Origin of the sequence: Paraburkholderia sp. GAS333 (assembly GCF_050435665.1) — a bacterium.
Lineage (GTDB): Bacteria > Pseudomonadota > Gammaproteobacteria > Burkholderiales > Burkholderiaceae > Paraburkholderia > Paraburkholderia fungorum_A.
Genome location: NZ_JBNDKS010000006.1, coordinates 56568 through 74049 on the forward strand (window position 1 = coordinate 56568; position 17482 = coordinate 74049).

18 protein-coding genes are annotated in these 17482 nt (G+C 65.0%); 6 read left to right on the forward strand and 12 right to left on the reverse strand.

Annotated elements, in window-relative coordinates; all coding sequences use genetic code 11:
- Positions 1–8: 8 nt before the first annotated feature.
- The 4 genes from ABH945_RS27520 to rpe all read left to right on the forward strand — a co-directional run bounded on the left by ABH945_RS27520 (position 9) and on the right by rpe (position 3931).
- Positions 9–1121, forward strand: a complete 1113-nt coding sequence (locus ABH945_RS27520) for a class 1 fructose-bisphosphatase (protein ID WP_429252657.1) — start codon at positions 9–11, stop codon at positions 1119–1121.
- Between the two features lie 49 nt (positions 1122–1170).
- Positions 1171–2043 (forward strand): phosphoribulokinase, encoded by an 873-nt coding sequence (locus ABH945_RS27525; protein WP_074771329.1) that lies wholly within the window; start codon positions 1171–1173, stop codon positions 2041–2043.
- Positions 2044–2167: 124 nt separating this feature from the next.
- On the forward strand, positions 2168–3205 hold the full coding sequence (gene fba, locus ABH945_RS27530) for a class II fructose-bisphosphate aldolase (RefSeq protein ID WP_429252658.1): 1038 nt from the start codon (positions 2168–2170) through the stop codon (positions 3203–3205).
- 21 nt (positions 3206–3226) lie between these two features.
- Entirely contained in the window at positions 3227–3931 is a 705-nt protein-coding gene (gene rpe, locus ABH945_RS27535; protein WP_074771331.1) for a ribulose-phosphate 3-epimerase, read from the forward strand.
- Positions 3932–3963: 32 nt separating this feature from the next.
- Here rpe and ABH945_RS27540 read toward each other — a convergent pair whose 3' ends face one another.
- Genes ABH945_RS27540 through ABH945_RS27550 form a run of 3 tightly spaced genes read right to left on the reverse strand, consistent with a single transcriptional unit; the run spans position 3964 to position 7984 of the window.
- Complete coding sequence (locus ABH945_RS27540; protein ID WP_429252659.1) at positions 3964–5346, reverse strand: DUF6513 domain-containing protein; 1383 nt, start codon at positions 5344–5346, stop codon at positions 3964–3966.
- Positions 5325–5912, reverse strand: coding sequence for a flavoprotein (locus ABH945_RS27545; protein ID WP_171910387.1), 588 nt, complete (start codon positions 5910–5912; stop codon positions 5325–5327). The genes ABH945_RS27540 and ABH945_RS27545 overlap by 22 nt, the downstream gene beginning before the upstream one ends.
- Before the next feature lie 53 nt (positions 5913–5965).
- Complete coding sequence (locus ABH945_RS27550) at positions 5966–7984, reverse strand: sigma-54-dependent Fis family transcriptional regulator (protein WP_074771334.1); 2019 nt, start codon at positions 7982–7984, stop codon at positions 5966–5968.
- 411 nt (positions 7985–8395) lie between these two features.
- On the opposite strand from ABH945_RS27550, the gene ABH945_RS27555 reads away from it, so the two are divergent.
- Positions 8396–8890, forward strand: coding sequence for a dihydroneopterin aldolase (locus ABH945_RS27555; protein WP_429252660.1), 495 nt, complete (start codon positions 8396–8398; stop codon positions 8888–8890).
- 140 nt (positions 8891–9030) lie between these two features.
- Here the strand turns inward: ABH945_RS27555 and ABH945_RS27560 are convergent, their stop codons facing one another.
- From ABH945_RS27560 to ABH945_RS27595, 8 genes are all read right to left on the reverse strand, one after another.
- On the reverse strand, positions 9031–9441 hold the full coding sequence (locus tag ABH945_RS27560) for a hypothetical protein (protein ID WP_429252661.1): 411 nt from the start codon (positions 9439–9441) through the stop codon (positions 9031–9033).
- 153 nt (positions 9442–9594) lie between these two features.
- Positions 9595–10104: a formaldehyde-activating enzyme gene (fae, locus tag ABH945_RS27565; protein WP_074771337.1), complete on the reverse strand. Its 510-nt coding sequence runs from the start codon at positions 10102–10104 to the stop codon at positions 9595–9597.
- Between the two features lie 126 nt (positions 10105–10230).
- Entirely contained in the window at positions 10231–11151 is a 921-nt protein-coding gene (locus tag ABH945_RS27570; RefSeq protein ID WP_429252662.1) for a triphosphoribosyl-dephospho-CoA synthase, read from the reverse strand.
- Positions 11144–12190, reverse strand: coding sequence for an ATP-grasp domain-containing protein (locus ABH945_RS27575; protein WP_429252663.1), 1047 nt, complete (start codon positions 12188–12190; stop codon positions 11144–11146). Before ABH945_RS27575 ends, ABH945_RS27570 begins: the two co-directional genes overlap by 8 nt.
- On the reverse strand, positions 12187–13215 hold the full coding sequence (mch, locus tag ABH945_RS27580) for a methenyltetrahydromethanopterin cyclohydrolase (RefSeq protein WP_429252664.1): 1029 nt from the start codon (positions 13213–13215) through the stop codon (positions 12187–12189). Before mch ends, ABH945_RS27575 begins: the two co-directional genes overlap by 4 nt.
- Complete coding sequence (locus ABH945_RS27585) at positions 13190–14422, reverse strand: ATP-grasp domain-containing protein (RefSeq protein WP_429252665.1); 1233 nt, start codon at positions 14420–14422, stop codon at positions 13190–13192. Before ABH945_RS27585 ends, mch begins: the two co-directional genes overlap by 26 nt.
- A gap of 3 nt (positions 14423–14425) precedes the next feature.
- Positions 14426–15352 (reverse strand): NAD(P)-dependent methylenetetrahydromethanopterin dehydrogenase, encoded by a 927-nt coding sequence (locus ABH945_RS27590; protein WP_074771340.1) that lies wholly within the window; start codon positions 15350–15352, stop codon positions 14426–14428.
- 199 nt (positions 15353–15551) lie between these two features.
- Complete coding sequence (locus tag ABH945_RS27595; RefSeq protein ID WP_429252666.1) at positions 15552–16577, reverse strand: beta-ribofuranosylaminobenzene 5'-phosphate synthase family protein; 1026 nt, start codon at positions 16575–16577, stop codon at positions 15552–15554.
- Positions 16578–16624: 47 nt separating this feature from the next.
- Here ABH945_RS27595 and ABH945_RS27600 point away from each other — a divergent pair, with 47 nt between their 5' ends.
- Positions 16625–16948, forward strand: coding sequence for a hypothetical protein (locus tag ABH945_RS27600; protein WP_429252667.1), 324 nt, complete (start codon positions 16625–16627; stop codon positions 16946–16948).
- Here the strand turns inward: ABH945_RS27600 and ABH945_RS27605 are convergent.
- Positions 16911–17309, reverse strand: coding sequence for a 4a-hydroxytetrahydrobiopterin dehydratase (locus tag ABH945_RS27605; protein ID WP_074771343.1), 399 nt, complete (start codon positions 17307–17309; stop codon positions 16911–16913). The two genes, ABH945_RS27600 and ABH945_RS27605, sit on opposite strands and share 38 nt — an antisense overlap.
- Positions 17310–17482 lie beyond the last annotated feature (173 nt).

Here is a 17482-nt window from a genome sequence, read left to right on the forward strand (position 1 = left end):
GACACGCCATGCAGGACGGACGCACGACACTCTCGAAGTTCCTGATCGACACACTCGACCGTCAGCCGTCGCCCGAGGGTTGCGCGGAAACAGCGGGGCTATCCGCGTTACTGATCGACGTAGCGGCCGCAATCAAGTCGATTTCCGCGATGCTGACTAAGGGCTCCCTGGGCGGCCATTACGGGTTGGCACAAACCGTCAATACGCATGGCGAGGAGCAGAAGAAGCTCGACGTCGCGACCAACGAAATCTTCGTGCAGCAATGCGAGTGGGACGGCCTGCTCGCGGCGATGGTGTCCGAGGAAATGGCGGACGTGTATGCGATTCCGCCGGGCTATCCGCGCGGCGACTATCTGCTCGCGTTCGACCCGCTCGACGGTTCGTCGAATATCGACATCAATGGCGTGGTGGGTTCGATTTTCTCGGTGATGCGCGTAAGCGGCGCCGCCCGCGATACGACGGCTGACGTACGGGAAGCGAATTTTCTGCGGCCGGGCAGCGAGCAGGTCGCGGCCGGCTACGCGGTGTATGGACCGTCGACGATGCTCGTGCTGTCGGTCGGCAACGGCACGCATGGCTTCACGCTGGAGCGCGACATCGGCAACTTCGTGCTCACGCATTCGAACATCTGCATTCCCGAGGACACGGTCGAGTTCGCGATCAATGCGTCGAACGAACGCTTCTGGGAGCCGCCCGTGCGCCGTTACGTTCAGGAATGCAAGGACGGCCGTAGCGGTTGTCGCGCGCGCGACTTCAATATGCGCTGGATCGCGTCGATGGTCGCCGAAGTGCATCGCATCCTGATGCGCGGCGGCGTGTTCATGTATCCGCGCGATTCGAAAACCCCGGCGATGGAAGGGCGCCTGCGCCTTCTGTACGAAGCGAACCCGATGAGCTTTCTGGTCGAACAGGCGGGCGGCCTGTCGATCACCGGGCGCGAGCGCATTCTCGATGTGCGTCCGCATGCGTTGCATGGGCGGGTGCCGGTGATTCTCGGCTCGAAGAACGAAGTCGAGCGCATCGCGCGCTATCACGGCGAATACGATCGTGGCGAGGACAAGCCGTTCTCGTCGCCGCTGTTTAGCCCGCGCTCGCTGTTCCTGCCCGATTTCGCCGCGTAAGGCCAAACCGATACGCATATAACGACGGACACGACCCGGGAGACAGCGCATGTCAGTCAAACATCCGATCATCGCGGTGACGGGCTCTAGCGGCGCGGGCACCACCACCGTGATGAAAAGCTTCACTCATATTTTCAGGCGCGAGCACATCAACGCGCAGATCGTCGAAGGCGATGCGTTTCATCGCTACGACCGCAACGGCATGCGCGCGGCGATGAAGGAGCACGAACGCGAAGGCGCGCCGAATTTCAGCCACTTCGGACCGGAGGCGAATCTGCTCGATGAACTCGAAACGCTGTTCACGCGTTACGCCGAAAGCGGCACCGGTCAATTGCGGCACTACGTACACGACGCTGCCGAGTCGCAGCACTACAAGCAGGACGGCGGCACCTTCACACCGTGGGAAGAGGTCGCGCCCGGCACCGACCTGATGTTCTACGAAGGACTGCATGGCGCGGCCGTGACCGACAAGGTGGACATTGCGCAGCATGCGGATCTGCTGATCGGCGTGGTGCCGATCATCAATCTCGAATGGATTCAGAAGCTGCACCGCGATCAGAACATGCGCGGCTATTCGCACGAAGCGGTGGTCGACACGATTCTGCGGCGCATGCCCGACTACGTGAACTACATCTGCCCGCAGTTCTCGCGCACGCACGTGAATTTCCAGCGGGTGCCGACCGTAGACACGTCCAATCCGTTCACCGCCCGCGAGATTCCGCAGCCCGACGAGAGTTTCGTCGTGATCCGTTTCGCACGGCCGAAGGGTATCGACTTCCAGTATCTGCTGACGATGCTGCACGACTCGTTCATGTCGCGCCCGAATGTGATCGTCGTGCCGGGCGGCAAGATGGGGCTCGCGATGCAGCTGATTTTCACGCCGATGATTCTTCAACTGATCGACCGGCGTTCGCGCGCGTAATTCGCGGATAGCGCGGTAAATGTCTTGTCAACGCGCGCCGTGTTCGCCGCCATCAACGCTACGGCCGCGACCGGATCGACGGGCGCTGCACGCCGAAACAGATTTTCATTTCGAGGAGTCAGTCATGGCCTTCATCACCCTGCGGCAGTTGCTGGACCACGCAGCCGAACACGACTACGGCGTGCCGGCGTTCAACGTCAACAACATGGAGCAGATTCACGCGATCATGCAGGCCGCCGAAGCGACCGGCAGCCCCGTGATTCTTCAGGCGTCGGCGGGCGCGCGCAAGTATGCGGGTGAGCCGTATCTGCGTCATCTGGTGCTGGCTGCGCTCGAAGCGCATCCCGACATTCCGCTCGTGCTGCATCAGGATCACGGCGCGAGTCCCGCCGTCTGTCAGCAGGCGATTCGCTCGGGTTTCACGTCCGTGATGATGGACGGCTCATTGCTGCCGGATCAGAAAACGCCTGCCGCCTACGACTACAACGTCGACGTGAGCCGCCGCGTGGTCGAGGCCGCGCATGCGGTGGGCGTGTCGGTCGAGGGCGAACTCGGCTGTCTGGGCTCGCTCGAAACGGGCACGGCCGGCGAAGAGGACGGTGTCGGCGCGCAGGGCAAGCTCGCGCGCGACGATCTGCTCACGGACCCTGACGAAGCGCTGCGCTTCGTCGACGCGACCGGCGTCGATGCACTCGCCATCGCGATCGGCACATCGCACGGCGCGTACAAGTTCAGCCGTGAGCCGACCGGCGACATTCTGGCAATCGACCGCATCGTCGATATCCATCGGCGGGTGCCGAATGCGCATCTTGTGATGCACGGTTCGTCGTCGGTGCCGCAGGAATGGCTCGCGGTGATCCGCGAATACGGCGGCGAGATTCCGACCACCTACGGCGTGCCGGTCGATGAAATCCGCCGAGGCATTGCACACGGCGTGCGCAAGGTCAATATCGACACGGACATCCGGCTCGCGATGAGCGGCGCGATGCGCAAGTCGCTGGCGAACGCGCGCTCCGAGTTCGATCCGCGCGCTGCGTTGAAAGCCGCGACGGCCGCCGCGAGCACGATCTGCGTCGAGCGTTTCGAGGCGTTCGGCTGCGCGGGCCAGGCGGCCCGCATCAAGCCGCTGCCGCTCGACGCGATGGCGCACCGCTACCACTGAGCCGCCACGAAGGAGAACGTGATGCGCGAATTTCTGATTGCGCCGTCGCTGCTGTCGGCGGATTTCGCCCGTCTCGCCGACGAAGTCCGCGACGTGAGCGCGGCCGGCGCCGACTGGCTGCACTTCGACGTGATGGATCACCACTACGTGCCTAACCTCACGGTCGGCCCGCTGGTGTGCTCGGCGATCCGGCCGTATTCGACGATGCCGTTCGACGTGCATCTGATGACGATGCCGGTCGATCCGCTGGTCGCCGCATTCGCCGAGGCCGGGGCGAATTCGGTCAGCTTTCATCCTGAGGCGTCGCTGCATGTGCATCGTACGATCGAGTTGATCCGCTCGCACGGTTTGCGCGCCGGGCTCGCACTGAATCCTTCGACGCCGCTCGCGGTGCTCGATCACGTCATCGAGATGCTCGACCTGGTCGTGCTGATGTCGGTCAATCCGGGCTTCGGCGGTCAGGCCTTCATCGGTCAAACGTTGGACAAGCTGCGACTGTTGCGCGGGCGGGTCGATACGACGATGCAGCGCACCGGCCGGACGCTGCTGATCGAAGTCGATGGAGGCGTGAATGCGGCGAATATCGCGCGGATCGCCGAAGCGGGCGCCGATGTATTCGTCGCGGGTTCGGCGGTGTTCGGCGCGGCCGATCGCAAGCAGGCGGTCGCGAGGCTGCGCGCGGAACTGGACACCGTCGTCGAAATCGAAGGCGCGGCGCTCGGCTGACGACGCGCCGCGTGCGAGCCCGTCGACCCGCGTCAGCGCTTTTTCAGCGTCTCGCCGGGCGCGCACCAGGCAGACAGGTTTTCTTCGGGCCGATCGATTGCGCAGCCCCAATCGAGCGGCTGATCCTGATCGAAGCGCTTGCCGAGCCGCCACGCGATTTCCGCGCGCGCAAGTTGCACGCCCATATAAAAAGCGTGCGCGCCGTCGGCGTCGAGATTGAGTTGCGGAAAGAGCGCGAACGGATCGTCCGCGCGCCGGTGACCGTCGCGGTTGTAGACGTGGATGCCGTCCGTGCTGATCTGCACGCGGAAATTCGGATCGCGCACGCCGCGCGCAAATTCGTCGATTTCATCGGGACTGTACGGAAACGGGCGCTTCGCGTGGACCGTTGCGAGATCGCCGCTGATGCCTTTGGGTAGCACCTGGGCTTCGCGCGCAGCATGCATCACGCGACGCGCGACGTCGGCCTCGCGCAGCGCGCGCCGTGCATGCAGGCTCACCGACGTGGTCAGCACCGCTGCAATCCGCAACTCGGCGGCCATGCCCAGCAGCACCGCGTTGATACCGCTGGTGTCGGCCTCGGTCAACTCGGTGACGTTGCCGATTCCCATCATGATCGCCAGATCGGGATAGCGCTCGCGCAACCGCACATAGCGCGCGATCGACGCTGCCAGCCCGAATGGGATCGGATCGAGAATCGGATCGGCGAGAAACGTGCGGCCGCGCGCAGCGAGCTGTTCGATCGCGGTGTCGAGCGAAGCGGGGTCGGCCGGCTCGCGTGCGACGACGATCGGCGTGGACGGCACTTCGTCCGCGATCCATAGCGTGTCGAGGCTCAGGCTCATCAGATAGTCGGCGCCCGCGCGGCCGCCCCGCACAAGTTCGTCGCTGCGCATCGAATCGACGCTCACGCGATAACCTTCGGCCTTCAGCCGCCGCACCGCGTCTTCGAGATGCGGAAACGGCGTTTCCGGCAGACAGCCGAGGTCGATTACATCGGCGCCCTGCGCGGCGTAATCGCGCGCCCGTTGCGCGATGCCGTCGAGATCGAGCCTTGGTGCATCGACTATCTCAGCAAAAATCTCCGTCTCGTAGCGGCTCAGATCGAACCGCTTCACCTTGCGTCCGAAATATTGCGGCAGATCCTTCACCTCATCGGGACCGCGTTCGAACGGCACGCCGTAGTGCGCGGAAAGCTGTTCGAGTTCGCCGCGGCAACGGCCCGGCACGATCACGCGTTGCGCGTTCAACGGCGCCGGCACGCGGCGCAGGATCATCTCGGCTGTCATCAACGCGGCTACCTGCAGGCCGATTTCGCGGACTTCCCAGCTGAATGGCGTCGGCGCCATGCCGTCGAGCACGCGCAGAAGGCTCGGTTCGGCGAGCCGCCCGGTCAGGAAGAGGATGTGGTCCATGCAAGATCGAGTGCCGACAGACGTTGATCGAGCGCCGCCCTGAGTTCGTCGAGCGAGCGCACGAGCGTCGTATATTCGAAGCGCGACAGGCGTTCTACGTTGTCGAGTTCGATCGACCGTGGACGCAGTTCGACCCATTCTTTGGGGCTCGCCGTGATCACGGTCGGCTCGGTGTCGCATGCAAAGACGATGCCCGGAATGCACTGCTTGCCGGCTTGCGCGTACATGTTGGTCGGCAGCGTGTCGGAGATGCCGAATGCGCATTTGGCGACCGTATTGCTGGTCGCGGGCGCGATCACGACGGTGTGATAGATGCCGTTATAGAGCATGCCGACCGGCACGCCGCTCGCGCTGTTATCGCGCAGTACGCGGAATTTATCGCGCAGACGCTCGATCGGCCAACCGTACAGCGGCAACACCTCTTCGGCAGCCGCCGACAGAAACAGGTCGACGCGCGGCAATTGCAGCGCGAGCGCAATCGATTCTTCGAGCTGATGACCGGAACCGGTCACACACCACGCAAAGCGCGCGTCTTCCCTGAAATCAGAGAGATCGCGCGTGGGCATGGGTGCGTTCTCGCAAGCCGGTTCATCACTGGACTTGTTGCTGGACGGGGCGCTCATGCGTCGAGATCGAGCGGCATTCCGTCGGACGGCGAGCCTTCGTGCGATAGCCGGATATGCAGCCGGCGCATTTTCCTGTACAGCGTATTGCGGCTAATGCCGAGCGCCTTCGCGACATTGCTGACGTTCCAGCGATGCTCGTCGAGCAGCGACAGCACCGTTTCGCGCTCGTTCAGCTGGATCGCATTGAGCGCCGAAATGTCGGCGTCGTCGGCGAGATGCGCGTCCATGTCGGCGGTGGCGAGGCCGAGCGCGGTCGGCATGTCGAGCGCCGACGCGCGCTGTGTGATTTCGGGCGGCAGGTCTTCGCAGCGGATCGGCTGACCGTCCGACAGCGCGATCGCCATTTGCAGAACGTGCCGTAGCTGCCGGATGTTGCCCGGCCACGCGTACGTCAGCAACGCATGTTCCGCCTGCGGTGTCAGTTCGGGCGGATCGTCGGTTTCGTTCGCGAGCAGATGATGGATGAGCGGCAGCTTGTCGAGCCGGTCGCGTAGTGCAGGAAGGTTCAGTTCGACCCCTTTGAGCCGGTAATACAGATCCTCGCGGAATTGCCCGCTCTGCACCAGTTCGAGCAGATTTCGATGGCTCGCGCTGATCAGCTGGAAGTCGACCTTGACGGTCGTTTCGGCGCCGAGCGGCGTGACCTCCTGTTCTTCGATCACGCGCAACAGACGCGCCTGCAAAACCAGCGGCATGTCGCCGATTTCGTCGAGAAACAGTGTGCCGCCGTTGGCCTGCACGATCTTGCCGCGCCGGCCTTCGCGTTGCGCGCCGGTAAAAGCACCGGCGCGATAGCCGAACAGTTCGCTCTCGATCAGATTCTCAGGCAGCGACGCGCAGTTGACCGGCACGAAAGGTCCGCCCCGATGCGGGCTGATGCTGTGCAGCGCCTGCGCGAATACTTCCTTGCCGGTGCCGGTCTGGCCCCGGAGCACGACTGGAATCTTGCGCTGGATCACGCGTGCGCCGAGCTGGATTTGCGAGGCCATACGCGGATCGCCGAATTCGAGGTGCGCGATCTCGTCGAGCTTCGGCGCGGGTGGACGTTTTTCGGGCGCGCTGCTGCGCATCACGCGGCCGCTGCTGTTCTGCGGCGTCTGCGCGACCAGAAAGAAGCGGTTCGTCGCGTTGGCGCTATACACCGTGACCGGATGGAACGAGCCGCGAATGCTGCGCGCGATCATGTCCTCGAGCGTCGCGTTGAATGCTTCGTCGATGCGGCGACCGCGCAATTCGCTGAGCGAGCGGAAACCCAACTGAAACAGCGCGCTGCGATTGGCGGCAAGCACCGTGCTGTCGTCGGCGACCGCGAGCTTGCCACCGTGCAGCGTGCCGACGAATTCTGGGCGGCTGTGGAAGTGGATCATGTTTGCGTTGCGATAACGCGCATCCAGCAGCCGGTTCTCGATCATCTGCCGCGACATGCCGACGAGTACCAGCGAATGCTGTTGCAGCAGCTTCGAGCGGCTGGTGACGTCGAGCACGCCGGCTATTTCGCCACTGTCGTCGAAGATCGGCGCGGCGGAGCAGGTAAGCGACGTATAGCGCGGATAGAAGTGCTCGTGCTGACAGACGGCAATACAGTCGCGCTCGGCGAGGCATGTGCCCATGCCGTTAGTGCCGGCTTCGCGTTCGCTCCAGACTGCGCCTACCCGAAAGCCGTCGTCGGCGACGGCCTCGGCAAATGGCACCGACGACACCTGATGCACGATCGCGCCGCCTGCATCGACCAGCACGACCGCGAGTTCGGGATCGGCCAGTTGCTGGTAGAGCGTCGTCATCTCCAGCTTCGAACAGGCGATCAGGTCGCCAAGCGCTTCGCGTCGCGCATTTAGTTCGTACTGCGTGAGGACGGGAGGAACGACGAAGCGGGATGGATCGAGCTGAAATTCGTTAATACAGCGCGTCCAGGATTGGGCGACGGGTGCGCTCGTCGGGCGCGTGGTCAATTGATGATTGACCACGTTGAACACCTCTCGGACATGCGTATTGCTGTCAGCGATCAACGACATGGGGTTTGTCTCCGTTGCCGCATTTCGGGCTTCTTACAGGAAGCCACGCATGCTGCTTTATCAATCCTGTATTCCCCAGGCGCTGCGAATATATTCGCAATTCGTATGTTCGCATCGCCCACGCGACCGGCCTCTCTCAGGCGGCTGTTTAAAATTTCATTAAAACTTTACGCCCGATGTCGGTTTGGTTCAACAGGAAGTCGCATTATCGCGACCCACTGTGCCCGATATTTGCTTTTGCTAATGAGCTGTTTCGTTAGCGAACCTGATTGAACCAGCCTGTTGCAGGATTGGCACACTGTGTGCCGTGAAAAGGTGCGCAGTTTCATCGCAGTCGGTCAATTCGGAAAAACAGTATTAACCCTTAAATCATTTTTAGTCCGGGCCGCGGCGCGGCGGAGAACCCACACCATGGATCGTATCGATACCGTCCGCCTTGCGGCCTTTTCTCGCAGCCACGCCGACCCCGGCGCGCTGCCCGGGTGCATGGACATCGTCTTCATCGAAAATTTCACGGGCCAGACCATCATCGGTATCGACGCGAGCGAACTGGATGTACCGCAGCCGGTTCGCCTGAATCTCGCGATCGGCGTGCCGTCGATCCGTGCGTGCACGACCGACCAGATTGCCGACACGATCAATTACGCTGCGGTGCGGGAAGCCGTGCTCGCGCTGTTCGCAACGCACCGCGTACAGTTGCTCGAAGCGCTCGCCGAAACGGTCGCGCGATTGCTGATCGACGATTTCGGTGCGCACTGGGTCCGCGTTTCGCTCGCGAAGCCCGCAAAATTCGACGACGTGGATGCCGTTGGCGTGCAGATCGAGCGGCGTCGCGACGACCTTCGCGCGAGCCATGCCGGTGTGGTCAGCTATGCGTCGTTAGGAAAAGGGCTGGTGCCGAACTGAACGACGCTGAACAAAGCACGACGCGACGCCGCACATATTTCCGGCGTTGCGTCGCGGCATGCATTTTCACGTGCACGTATTGACGTAACTCGGAAGTACCTCGGAAGTCCATCCGATCTGCATCCGCACGTATCGACTACTTACTTCGCAGCGGTCGGCGTTTTTTGCGGACCGAGACCGCAGGCCTGGTAAGCGGTAGTTTGCAGCGCGCGGAATTTCTTCGTCTGCGCCTTTGCATGATCGACGCGGAATTCATTGCCGCCCTCGCCGCCGAGCGTCGCGTATTTGGAAAAGGTCGACTGTGCGACGAAATCGTCGTAGGGGAGTGCCGCAGCCATCTTGTCGATCACGCACGAGCACTTGTAGACGTTGGCGAAATCGTGGCCGTTGTCGTCCATGCAGGTCAGCACATACTCCACGCGGCCTTGGGTCGGATAGTTATAGCCGCCGGCCGGAGCGGGCGCGCTGGGCGCATCGCCATCCGCCCATGCGAGCGGGGCCGCCAGCGCGAAGCAGGCGATTACGAACAGCGGGCGACATCTGGTGGTCATCTCATGCCTCTGCTGGAGCATTGAACCTGCGTCACGAACGTTGCGCGCTGACTTTGCGGTGACGGTGCGCACAAACAGCGAAAACGGTTTACCGGAAACAGAGGACGCGACCGCGCAAGCGCACGCGAAGCCACATCCTCCGCTTGCGTGTCGTCAATTCGGTGCGAACGGGTGCGCGACCGTGCCTTTCTTCGCGACCACTTCCGCGGCGTTCGGCTCGCCGTTTACCGCACGTTTTATCGCTTCACGGGTTGCCTGATAGTTGAACTGCTGGATCTTCTTGTCGTCATCCGCCTGCCAGTGGATGAACACGCCGACGCACAGGAACAGATCGTCGGCTTCGTCCTGCGGAATCGTGCCGTCCTCGACGCTGTCGGCGACCGCGAGGGCCACTGCGTGCTGAGCGGGGCCGAACATCTGCACAGCCTGCTTCGCACCCTTGATCGTCACCTTGTTGAACAGGATCGTGTTCGGCTTGGTGAGCAGATTGGGCGCAACCACGGCGAGCAGCGACGTAAAGCCATCCTTGTTGTTCGTGAGCGCATTGCAGAACGCGGTTTCCGCGGCAGAACCTCGCGGTCCGATCAGCAAGTCGATGTGCGCGACCTCGTTGCCGTCGCCGACAAGCGACTCTCCGATCATGACGCGGTTGATCTTGGCCATTCTGTTCCTCCGATGAGTGGTTACGGACCTGCTGATTGGCTGCCGGTGCATGTGTCCCGAACCTGCATTGCACAGCGACGTACCGGATGCACGGCGGTACTAACTAACATGTTCCGTGCCAGTGCGTTATGCACGTCGATGCGATTCGTCGTTGCCGGCGCGCTCGATGCAGCCCGCGACGAACAGCGTCGCTACCGCGAGATCCGCGCTGGTGCCGGGGTTGATCGCGCGGCGCTTGAGATCGGCATCCCACGCGTCGAGTTGCGCCGTTGCGAGCGCGCTTCCCGCCCGATGCGGTGCGTCGCGCCAGCGCGCTTCGTGCTCGCGTGCCGCAAGCGTGACACTCTGCGCCAGCGCCTCGCCGTGCTTGCGCACAATGTGTGAGTCGGGCCAGCGGGCGAGTACCGCGAGAAAAACACTGAGCATCGCGGCTTCGGCAGCGTGACGGGCATCGGGTTCATGCCGCGCCCGTTCAGCGAGATACGCCGTGAGTCCCGTTTCAAAGATATCGGCGAAACCGTTTGCATACTGACGGGCGATGCTGTCGCGCTCGCTCGCAAGCCGCATCGCGTCGCGCAGACCGACGCTCGGCGCGGCCTGCACCGGCTGTTCGGGAGCGTCGCCGAGGCCGCCGGGGTTCGCGAGCGCGATCGCGCGATACGCGAGCCGCGCATCGTCGAGGTCGAGGGCCGCGAGTACGTGCTCCGCCGACGCCCGCCACGTTGGCACCGACAGCGGGGCGACGCAGTGTTCGAGCGCGGCGGCGAGCGGCGCGACGAGCAGCACGATGCCCAGATTCGTATTGCAGCCGACCGTGTCGCGTGTGCGGCTGACCGCATCGAGAATGCGTTGTCCGACCGGCGCGCCGGGTACGAGCAGCGCATCCGCCGAGGCCTCGGCGCTGGCGAGAAACTGCTCTGCGCGCATCCCGTGACCGGGGCTTTGCATGCTGACATTGCCCGGTTTCGGCGTGACGACGTCGAGCGTGCAGGCGTCCACGAAAGCCGCGCGAACGACAGCGGATGGAAGTGCCGCGCTGTCACGCACGACGCGCACTCACGGCGGCGAGCGGCGCTGTGCCGACGCTCGCCGTGTCGTCGGCAGGGCCGGAGGCCTGACAGGGTTGCGAGTCAAAAGAGGCGCGGGAGGCGAGTTTGCGCACGAGCAGATCGTCGACGAGCGCCGCCGCGATATCCAGCGATGTGACCGATTGCAGGCCACGCCACGCGGCCACGCCGTTCACTTCGAGCACGAACGGGCGGGCGGGGTCGTCGGGATTGGGAATCAGGTCGACACCCGCGTAGTCGAGGCCGAGCGCGGCGGCTGCCCGTACGGCGATTTGCGCGAGAGGCGCCGCGAATTCGTCGGGACCGTCGAGCGCAACGGGCTCGCACACCGCGCCCTGCGCGAAGTTATGAATCCAGCCTTTGCCGCCGACGCGCCGCATCGCCGCGACCGCGCGATCGCCGATCACCAGCACGCGCCAGTCGAATCCCGGTCGCCCGCCCGCCACATAACGCTGCAGATAAGCCACCTGCTGATAACGCGTGAGCGCCGGTAACGCTGAGAGTCCGCCACGGCGCGCGCCGAGTCGTCTGAGCCCCTGCCCCTGCGAGCCGAATAGCGGCTTGAGCACGACCTGACGGCCGGCCGCCGCCTCGCGCATCAATACGCGTTTTGCGAACGCGGCCGATTCGGCGGCCCACGTAGCCGGCGTCGGCACGCCCGCGCGGTGCAGCAGGAAGCTCGTCATCGATTTGTCGACGCTGCGCTCGATCGCACGCGCATCGTTGTAGACCGGCACGCCGGATTCGCGCAGCGCATGCAGGATGCCCAGACGCAGCGTCACCTGCTCGAAGGTGCCGCCCGCGATGCCGCGCACGAACACGGCATCCGGCAGCGTGCGTCCGAAGCCGGGCACGACGAGTCCGTGCGGTTGCCATGTCGTATCGATGCGGCAATCCGCGAGATCGACGCAGCGCGCGTCGACACCGCGTGCGCGAAACGCTTTTTTCAGGCGGCCTGTGTGCCAGCCGGTTTCGTCGGTCATGATCGCGATGCGCGTGCCCGCCGGCGTAAGTGTCATGGCGCGACGGGCCGGCCGCCCCATTGAGCCTGCAACAGCGCGCCGTCGAGCTGGCCGCCGTGATAGGTCGCGCCGCTTTCGAGGCTGCTGACCCACACTTCGGCGGGCGCGAAGAGCGCCGGGTCGATCTGGTAGAAGTCGTAGTTGAACGCCGTGAAGATATCGGCGAACGGCCGTCCGTAGTCGCGCGAATTCGACGCCGGCAATTCGACGGCAAGGCGTCGTGCGACTTCGTCGCTCCTGACGCTCAGGTGGACGCGCCCGCCGTACAGAATCGCGTCGTTGGTGCGGCCCATCGCCTGAATGCCGTCGGGCGCGGGCGGCGGCAGCGGCGCGGACCCCGAACCTTCGACCATTTCGTCGAGCGGCACGCCAAGCACATGGGTCTTGTGCAGCGCAACTTCGACGACACGCGCCACCACCTGTACCGTTCCCGCGACAGACTGTGTCGGCGTGACGATCAGCGTGAGGCCGTCGGGCGCGAGGCCGCAATCGTGCAGCACCTTGTCGATGACGACCTGCGGCGGCAAGCGGTCCACTTCGAGCACCAGCACGCCGCGCTTGTGACGGTCGCGATAGCCGAGTTCGGCGAACAGCGGCTCCTTGAGCGCGAGCGCACGCGCCGGTCCGGAGCCGAGAGAAAAAAACTTCTTGCCGCCTGTCTGCTCCTTCGTCGCGGCGAGGCTCCAGCCTGCGTATTGACTGCCGAGGCAGGCCAGCACCGGCGACGACGTACGCACATCGATCATCGTCGGCCACAGCGGTGTCGCGTCCAGATTAGAACGCACCGCGACGTGGCCGAGTCCGCCCATGCAGATGCGCGCGATTAGCACGCCCGCGTCGATGCTGCCGCGAGCGGCCACACCCGCGTCGGCGATCACGGTGCCCGCTGCTGTCGTCGTGAGTGCGACGCCGAGGCGCGCCGCGTCCCCGGTCAGACGATCGACGAGCCGCTCGCTGAGCGCGTTGACGCTGGGCGCGGCGGAGGATGCGGGGAGATCAGACGTGAGATCGGAGGCAGACATGATGGAATTCTTCGCAGGTTTCGATTCGTTGCAGAACCAGCGCGCGCTGCGCGTCGAGTGCTCGCCGCACGGCGTCGACAGTGGCCGCGCGCACGAGCAGCGTGCAGACCGGTTGTCCCGCTTCGATGCGGGTGCCGGGCATCGGTATGTCGCAACAGCGCGGATCGCGCAGACAGGCATGGCTGAACGCGTCCGACACGGTGAACGGCCGCGTCGCGAACAGCACGTGCTGTCCGGCTCGCCAGCGTGGATGGCGGCCGAGCGCGACGCTGGCGAGCGGCGGCGGGCGGCCGAAGCGGCAGGCGTCGAGGTGGCACGCGAGCAGCCCGCGCGGCCACGCATCGGGCGACACGGTTTCGTAGAGCCCCATCGTCGATGAAGGGCGGGGGTTGATTTCGAGCACGGCCAAGCCGTCGCCGTCGAGCAGAAAGTCGCAGCTGTTCAGCCCGCTCAGTCCGGTGCGCGCGCATAGCGCGTCGAGCGCGTCCTGCACGCGCGCGACGACAGGCGCCGGCAGATCGATCGGACCGATCGATCCGGCGTGCACGAACGGCAGCTCGCCGATTGTGACCGTCAACTGCTCGGCAAAGCCGATCAGGTGCGCGCGGCCTTGCGCGCTCACGAACAGCGTCGACAGCGACCGGCCGCTCGCGAGCCGCTGAAAATAGCCGTGAGCCGACGTGCTCTGCGCGCCGGGCGCCGTCAGCCGCCGGATGTGCGTGCCGCCGCAGCCGTCCGCTCGCTTGTACAGCCAGCCTTGCGTCGACTCTGGCCGCTCGAACGACACCGCCGGGTGCGCAATGCGCAATTCGTCGAGCAGCGCAAAAAAACGCGCCGGCTCGCGCACCGCCGCGCTCGCTTCGGCGCAGTTGCCGATGAAGCGCGGCAAACCCGGCGTGGCGTGCAGTTGCGCGAGCAGCGGCTCAAGTCCGCCGCCGCCGATCCAGCCAATGAAGCGCGGCAGCCGCGCGACGCGAGTCAGTGCGAGTGCGAGCCGCTCGGGATCGATGGCGAGCGGGTTGTTGTCGAGCGTGCCGATGTGGCTCCATACATCGACGACTTCACGCGTATCGCAATCGCCGAACAGATCGAACGCGGCAACCCGCAGCCCGGCGCGCGCCGCCGACTGCGCCAGCTGGCGCGCGGACAGCCCGGCGACCGCGACAAAAGGCGCGTGGGCGGACGGTTGGAGAAGGGAGGTTTGCACGGCTCAGCCGAGGCCGGCCGCGACCGTGCGGGCTTCGTCGAACGCCTGCGGAAAGCCCAGGTAGACGGGTTTGCCGCCGGTGCGCATGCGCATGAAGAGCCGGTGCTCGACCTGGTATTTGACGTTGCCGATCGCGAGCGCGCCGATGCCGACCGCGCCCGCATCCGGCAGGCCTTCGATCGGCTTGCCGTCGTTCATCACGTTGACGCCGGCAATGCCTTCCGGCGGAACAGCGTTGACGTCCGCGGCGATCAGTAGGCGTTTCGCGAACCCGAGGTCGGCGGAGGACATCACCTGAACGCCCGCGATCGCGGTCGCGAGCACGATCTCGGCGTCGGCCAGTGCACCGCGCAACGCCTCGGGCGTGGTCACGCCGATGCCTTTCGTGACGATCCCGAAGCGCTGGTCGATCTCCGCCGACACACCGAGCGCGCGCGCCTGATCGTGATGGCTCGCGATCGTCACGTCGGCGCCGCGCGAGGCGGCCATGGCCGCCGCCACGCGTCCGACCGCGCCGGTGCCGCCGAGAATCAGCACGCGTCTGCCGCCGAGTTCCATGCCGAACTGTTTGCCCAGGTGCCGTTCGACCAGCGCGACGGCGGCGGCCGCCGTCGTGTACGAGCCGCTCGGATCGGCGAACACGGAGACCTCGAACGGCGGCACCATCGCCTGACGCGCGCTGTCGAGCATGTCGGCGGCCTGCATCACGTCGCGCCCGCCGATGAAGATGCCGGTGCGTGACACGCCTTTCGGACCGCGCGAGAAAATTGCGTCCTGCGTCAGATTCGCGACCATGCCGGGCTGCACGTTGCAATACGGCACGATCACCTGATAGCCCGCGTCAGCGGCCATGTTGACGTCGAACGGACTCATCTGCGGCGTGGCCGTGAACATGTGCAGGATGTACGGTCTTTCAATGGTTTCGGACATGGGCTCAGGCTCGTTTCGGTTTCAGTGACAATGTCGCGGCCGGGGTGGCGGCCCTGGCGGGGCGCGTAGGGTCGGCGCTTGTACCTCGTCTCCGGGACGGGCTGCGCGACCGGCGTCCCGGTTGGGCCGCAAACCGCGCTTTCCGCCGCCTTGATTGCAGCAGCGACATCAGCGGCCTCGTCTCCCTGCGCGCGGTGCCTCATGCAGCGTCGATCCGTCGCGTGTGCGCAGCGCTGTTGCGTATCGCCGCGCCGCTGTTTCTGCCGGCGACGACCGTGCATTCGATATGCGGCAACGCACGCGCGATGTGCCGGGCAGTGGCAAGTGCGCCATTGGCATCGTGCATGCTCGCGAGAATTGCGAAACCCGTCGGTCCCCACGATGTCTGGCCGATTCCGGCCATGCGCTCGGCCGCGACCGCGCGCAACACCAACTCGACTTCGGGGCTCGCAAACACGCCGCCTTGCGCGCTGGCGAAGTATTCACCGATGGTCTGCTGCATCCCGGTCAGCGCGAGCGCGAACGGCGCGAAGTTGCGCTCGGCGACGCCGGGCAGAATCTGCATTAGCACCAGATGGCACAGGTGCGCGGCGAGGCTCTGTGGAAACGGCGCAAGCGACGCGAGCGCGCGGCGCTCTTCGACGCCGTGCAAGCCTTCGCGCGAATGATCGCTGACCAGCAGCACGCGCCACTCGTCCGGAAACGGCTGACGCGCGAGCAACGGCGGAACGCCGCGATGCAGCCCGCTGGCCGGGCCGCCGTCGAGCAGCAATCCGCCCGACTCGAAGCCAAGAATGCCGATCCCCGAGCGCGCGCCGCGCCCAAGCAGCGAGGCGATCTCCACCGTGCTGGCCGGCTGGCCGACGAGTTGCGTGAACGCGGTGCCGACTGCCAGCGCCAGTTGAGTGCCGGAGCCGAGGCCGGTGTGTGCGCGAGGCGCGTGGCGCACGTCGATCGCGAGCGTCGCCGGGCCGTAGGCGGCCTGCAGTTGCGCGAGACAGTGTGCGATCCGTTCGCGCTCGGCGTCGCCGATTGCACCGTTGATCTGCTGATGTTCGGCAAGGCGTGCTTCGACGCGAGTGCCGTGCGCGTCGATCGCGAGGCCGAGGCTGCCGAAAGCGCGTCCGAGCGATGCGTTCGGATCGAGAAATCCCAGATGCAGGCGCGCGGGGGCGTCGATCGTGATGGCCGTGTGGGGCGGAACGCGGCGAAACTGAAGCGGCATCGCAAGTGTCCTTGTGGGTGCGCTGAACAGGGTTTGGCCGGACTGGGTTGGGCCGGAAAAATGCCGACACGGCGCGCGTTCCTGCGCATGTCATCACGCATGTCATCACCTATGGCGGCGGCGCGGCCCGCTGCGGCTACGCGCCGGGCGAGATCAAGCAGAAGCCATACCAGGCGCAAGCCCGCTTGCGTCGCGATTTTCTGCCGCCGGTGCGTACACGCTGTGTGACGCGGGAGGCGCACTGTGTCACACGTTGTTTCATCGCCGGTGTCAGAGACCCAGGCAGGCTGCTGCTGGACAGCACCGCCGATCCGCACTACCGCGCAGCACCGCTCATTCGCCCTGCGCGGATTTCGCTGCGTCGTACTTGATATAGCGAAAGCGCTGATCGTCGGAGGGTGTGCCTTCCAGCGGGCCGTCCTCGCGTCCGGGCTGCCACTGGATCACCGATTCCATCATCCCGGCGAGCGCAAAATCCTTGTCCGTGATGCCTTTTGCGCTATGCGTCTTGAGCTTCACGGTGACGAACGCATACGACACCGTCAGATCCGGGTGATGCCAGGCAGCCTCCGCGAGATGGCCCACGGTATTGACCACCATCAGCGTTCCCTTCCAGCCCTCGGTGCGGTACTTGCGCCGCAGCCAGCCGTCTTCGAGATACCAGTGCTGCAGCGCACCCGTGAGGCGCGCGCGCACCTCGTCGTCGGAATAGACATGTTCCGTGTTTGCCATGATGTTCTCCTCGGAAGCGGGCGTTGCCGCCGAACTTCATCGCGATGCAAGTGGCGAGCCAGTCGCGTTGCGTCCTGCCTTGCGTTGCGCATCGATTCGCGGGTCGCCTGGTGCTTCGACTCGTGCCTCGCAAAGGACACGCTTCGTCTCACCCGCATGACACAGTATGTGTC